This is a genomic window from Kitasatospora putterlickiae (genome assembly GCF_039527695.1).
Lineage (GTDB): Bacteria > Actinomycetota > Actinomycetes > Streptomycetales > Streptomycetaceae > Kitasatospora > Kitasatospora putterlickiae.
Genome location: NZ_BAAAKJ010000104.1, coordinates 7,992 through 11,801, shown reverse-complemented (window position 1 = coordinate 11,801; position 3,810 = coordinate 7,992). Strand labels below are relative to the sequence as shown.

The 3,810-nt window shown below is 73.3% G+C and carries 3 protein-coding genes and 1 pseudogene; all 4 read right to left on the bottom strand.

Annotated features, from left to right (window positions below):
* Window positions 1–234: 234 nt before the first annotated feature.
* Window positions 235–999: a GNAT family N-acetyltransferase gene (locus tag ABD308_RS10950; RefSeq protein ID WP_344331686.1), complete on the bottom strand. Its 765-nt coding sequence runs from the start codon at window positions 997–999 to the stop codon at window positions 235–237.
* A gap of 187 nt (window positions 1,000–1,186) precedes the next feature.
* On the bottom strand, window positions 1,187–2,497 hold the full coding sequence (locus ABD308_RS10945) for a DUF58 domain-containing protein (RefSeq protein WP_344331669.1): 1,311 nt from the start codon (window positions 2,495–2,497) through the stop codon (window positions 1,187–1,189).
* Window positions 2,498–2,543: 46 nt separating this feature from the next.
* The gene (locus ABD308_RS10940; protein WP_344331682.1) at window positions 2,544–3,473 is read right to left on the bottom strand and encodes an AAA family ATPase; all 930 of its coding nucleotides are present in this window, start codon (window positions 3,471–3,473) and stop codon (window positions 2,544–2,546) included.
* Window positions 3,474–3,583: 110 nt separating this feature from the next.
* Window positions 3,584–3,810, bottom strand: a pseudogene (locus ABD308_RS10935) (DUF4350 domain-containing protein); the annotation flags it as partial.

Sequence of the window (3,810 nt, the reverse complement as noted above, 5' to 3'; positions counted from 1 at the left end):
GGTATTCCGGCGGGGGTTCTTTGCGTTCTAGGGCGTGTATCGAAACGGAACTTGAGCTGTGAATGATCACCGTTTATGGGACGAGGAGATCTCACGTACGAGCAGTGGGCAGTGCTGGAACCGTTGCTGCCGACTCACCAGCATGCAGGCCACTCTCCTCGTAGCGGCCATCAATGAATGGCTGTGACCAGCTCAATCAGGGGCGACGGACGGTGTCCGTGGAGTTGTGGAGGTTCAGGTGTTGACGGCGTGTTCGACGAACTGGCCGCAGGCACGGAATCCCAGGCGGCGGTACACAGGCTCGCCGTCGGCCGACGCCTGCAGGACCGCGATGCCGTGGTCTCGCTCGCGGGCAGCGTGAAGGGCCGCGAGCGTGATGGCTCCGCCGTAGCCGTGCCGGCGGTGGGCGGCCACGGTGGAGATGTTGTAGATGCCGACGACTCCGGCGTGGTGGAACACCTCGGCTGAGCAGACCGGACGGTTCTCCACGTAGCCCACCAGGTACCGGGCCGGGCAGGTCGCGGCCAGCGCCTGGGAAGCAGCCCGGGCGAAGAAGTCACGGACGGTTTCAGCGGGTGGATTCCAGTTCGCGGCGAGCACCGTGGCGTAATCGGCGAGCTGCTCGGGCGTGGTCACCGTTCGGATGTCCAGACCCGGGACAGAGGGAACCGGCAGGGTGTCGTCCAGCTCGGCCCACATCGCCGTCTCACGCTCGGACACCGGCAGACCAGCCGCGGTCAGGCGGGTGGTGAGGTCTACCGGTGTCGAGGCAGGTCCCACCCACCAGGAGAAACCGCGGCCGGTGCCGGCCAGCGACCCGACGGTCTCGGAGATGCGGGCCGCGGCGTCGCCGTCGGTGAAGCGGGCCGCTGCGACGATGTTGAACGTGTCGTCGTCCAGGCCGCTGTCCGCGACCAGGAGGTCATCGGTCTCCGCGACAGTCGCACCGGACATGCTCCGGTGCAGATGGCAGGCGTGTTCCGCCAGGTTCCGCTCCATCCTGTCCGTCAAGTCGGTTTCATCGAGAAAGTAATCATCCATAGGGATTGATCCCAGCACGACCAGGCGAAGACTGCATGTCATTTTAGGCGGGGCCACGCCGACGACCAGCATTTCCGATACACCTAAAGCGCTCCCGGCGACGGCTCTGTCGGTCGCCGGCCCGCTCCACTTCTTCTTCCGGCGCTCAGAGGCGGCCGGCGGCCTTGAGGGCGAGGTAGGTGTCGGCGAGCGCGGGGGCGACCGAGCCGGGCGGGGCGTCGATGACGGTGAGGCCGGCGCGGGTGAGGCGGTCGGCGGTGAGGCGGCGGTCGGCGCGGGTCTGCTCGGCGGCGGCGGCGCCGTAGACGGCCTCCACGGTGCCGCGGCCGGCGGCGAGTTGGTCGAGGTGGGGGTCGGAGACGGAGGCGAGGACGACCTCGTGCCGCTTGGTGAGCAGGGGGAGCAGGGGGAGCAGGCCGTCCTCGACCGGGGCCGCGTCGAGCCCGGTCAGCAGGACGATCAGCGAGCGGTGCGGCGCCATCTTGAGCGCGGTGGCGACCAGCGAGCGCATGTCGGTCTCGTAGAGGGCCGGTTCCAGGACGGCCATCGCGTTGGTGAAGGCCGGGAGGATCTCGTTCGGCGAGCGGCCGGCCACCGAGACCCGCTTGCGCAGGTCGTGGGCGAGCAGGTCGACCCGGTCGCCGGCCTTGGTGGCGAGGGCGGCGAGCAGCAGCGCGGCGTCGAGGGAGGCGTCCAGGCGGGGGGCGTCGCCGACCCGGCCGGCCGAGGTGCGGCCGGTGTCGAGGACGACCAGGATGTGCCGGTCGCGTTCGGGGCGCCAGGTGCGGACGGCGACGGTGTGCCGGCGGGCGCTGGCCCGCCAGTCGATGGAACGGACGTCGTCGCCGGGCAGGTACTCGCGCAGTGAGTCGAACTCGGTGCCCTGGCCCCGGGTCAGGACGGAGGTGCGGCCGTCGAGTTCGCGGAGCCGGGCGAGCCGGGAGGGCAGGTGCTTGCGGCTGGCGAACGGGGGCAGCGCGCGGACGGTCCAGGGGATGAGGTGCGAGCCCTGGCGGCCGGCCAGGCCGAGCGGGCCGAGCGAACGGACCGTCACCTTGTGGGCGTGGTGGTCGCCGCGCCGGGTGGGGGTGAGGACGGTGGTGACCCGGCGCCGCTCGTGCCCGGGCACGAGCAGGGTGTGCCGGGAGGCGGCGGTCTCGGTGCCGGTCCGCCAGGCGGACGGGGCCCAGGCGTCGCGGATGCGCGCGCGCAGGGGGCGTCCGGCCTGGTTGGTGACGGTCAGTTCGACGGCGGCGGGTTCGCCGAGCCGGACGGTGGTGTCGCCGCCCCGGACGATCCGCAGGCCGCGGACGGGGGCGGCGAGCACCAGGTCGACGACGACGCCGAGCAGGACCGCACCGGTGACGGCGCCGATCCCGGCCCAGGAGGGCAGCAGCAGGCCCGTGACGAGGGCGCCGAGCGCGGCGAGCAGGGCGGTTCGCCCGGTGAGGGCCATGCGGTGCGTTCCTTCGTCGGGGCCGGCGGCGGTGGGCGGACGGGGTTCAGCGCGGGGCGGGCGTCTGGGCGAGTACCGCCTGGATGACGGAGTCGGCGGTGACGCCCTCCATCTCGGCCTCCGCGCGCAGTGCGACGCGGTGCCGCAGGGTGGGCAGGGCGAGTGCCTTGACGTCGTCGGGGGTGACGTAGTCGCGGCCGGCCAGCCAGGCCCAGGCGCGGGAGGCGGCGAGCAGCGCGGTGGCGCCGCGCGGGGAGACGCCGATGGAGAGCGAGGGCGACTGCCGGGTGGCCCGGCAGAGGTCGACGATGTAGGCGAGGATCTCGGGGGAGATGGTCAGTTTGGCGATCTGCTCGCGGGCCGCCGCGATGTGCTCGGGGCCGGCGACCGGGCGGACGCCGGCGGCGGTGAGGTCGCGCGGGTCGAAGCCGGCGGCGTGCCGGGCGAGGACCTGGAACTCCTGGTCGCGGTCGGGCAGCGGGAGGATCAGCTTCAGCAGGAAGCGGTCGAGCTGGGCCTCGGGCAGCGGGTAGGTGCCCTCGTACTCGACGGGGTTCTGGGTCGCGGCGACCAGGAAGGGCACCGGCAGGGCGCGCGGTTCGCCGTCGACGGTGACCTGCCGCTCCTCCATGGCCTCCAGCAGGGCGGCCTGGGTCTTCGGCGGGGTGCGGTTGATCTCGTCGGCCAGCAGCAGGTTGGTGAAGACCGGGCCGGGCTGGAAGGAGAACTCGGCGGTGCGGGCGTCGTAGACCAGCGAGCCGGTGACGTCGCCGGGCATCAGGTCGGGGGTGAACTGGATGCGCTTGGTCCCCAGGCTGAGCGCCGTGGAGAGGGTGCGGATCAGCAGGGTCTTGGCCACCCCGGGGACGCCTTCGAGCAGCACGTGGCCGCCGCAGAGCAGGGCGACGACGAGGCCGGTGACGGCGGCGTCCTGGCCGACCACGGCCTTGGCGATCTCGGCGCGCAGGGCGGTCAGCGCCTCGCGCGGGTCGCCGGTCCGGGGGTCGCCGAGCCGCGGGTCGCCGGGCGCGGGGGTGGCGGGGGCCGCGCCGGGGGTGATGCGGAGCTGGGCGGTGGCCTTCTCGGTCACGGCTTCCGTACCTGCCTTTCGAGGGCGTCGAGGTCGTCGGCGAGCCGCAGCAGCGCGGCGTCGTCGGTCGGGGGCGGGCCGTACAGGAGGGCCCGTACGTCCCCGGCGGACCGCTCGGGGAGACGGTCGGCGACGGCCGCGCAGAGCGCGGTGGGGTCGGGCGCGCCGGCCACGGGCGGGACGCCCAGGGCCGGGGCGACGCGGTGCGCGGTGGCGCGGCGCA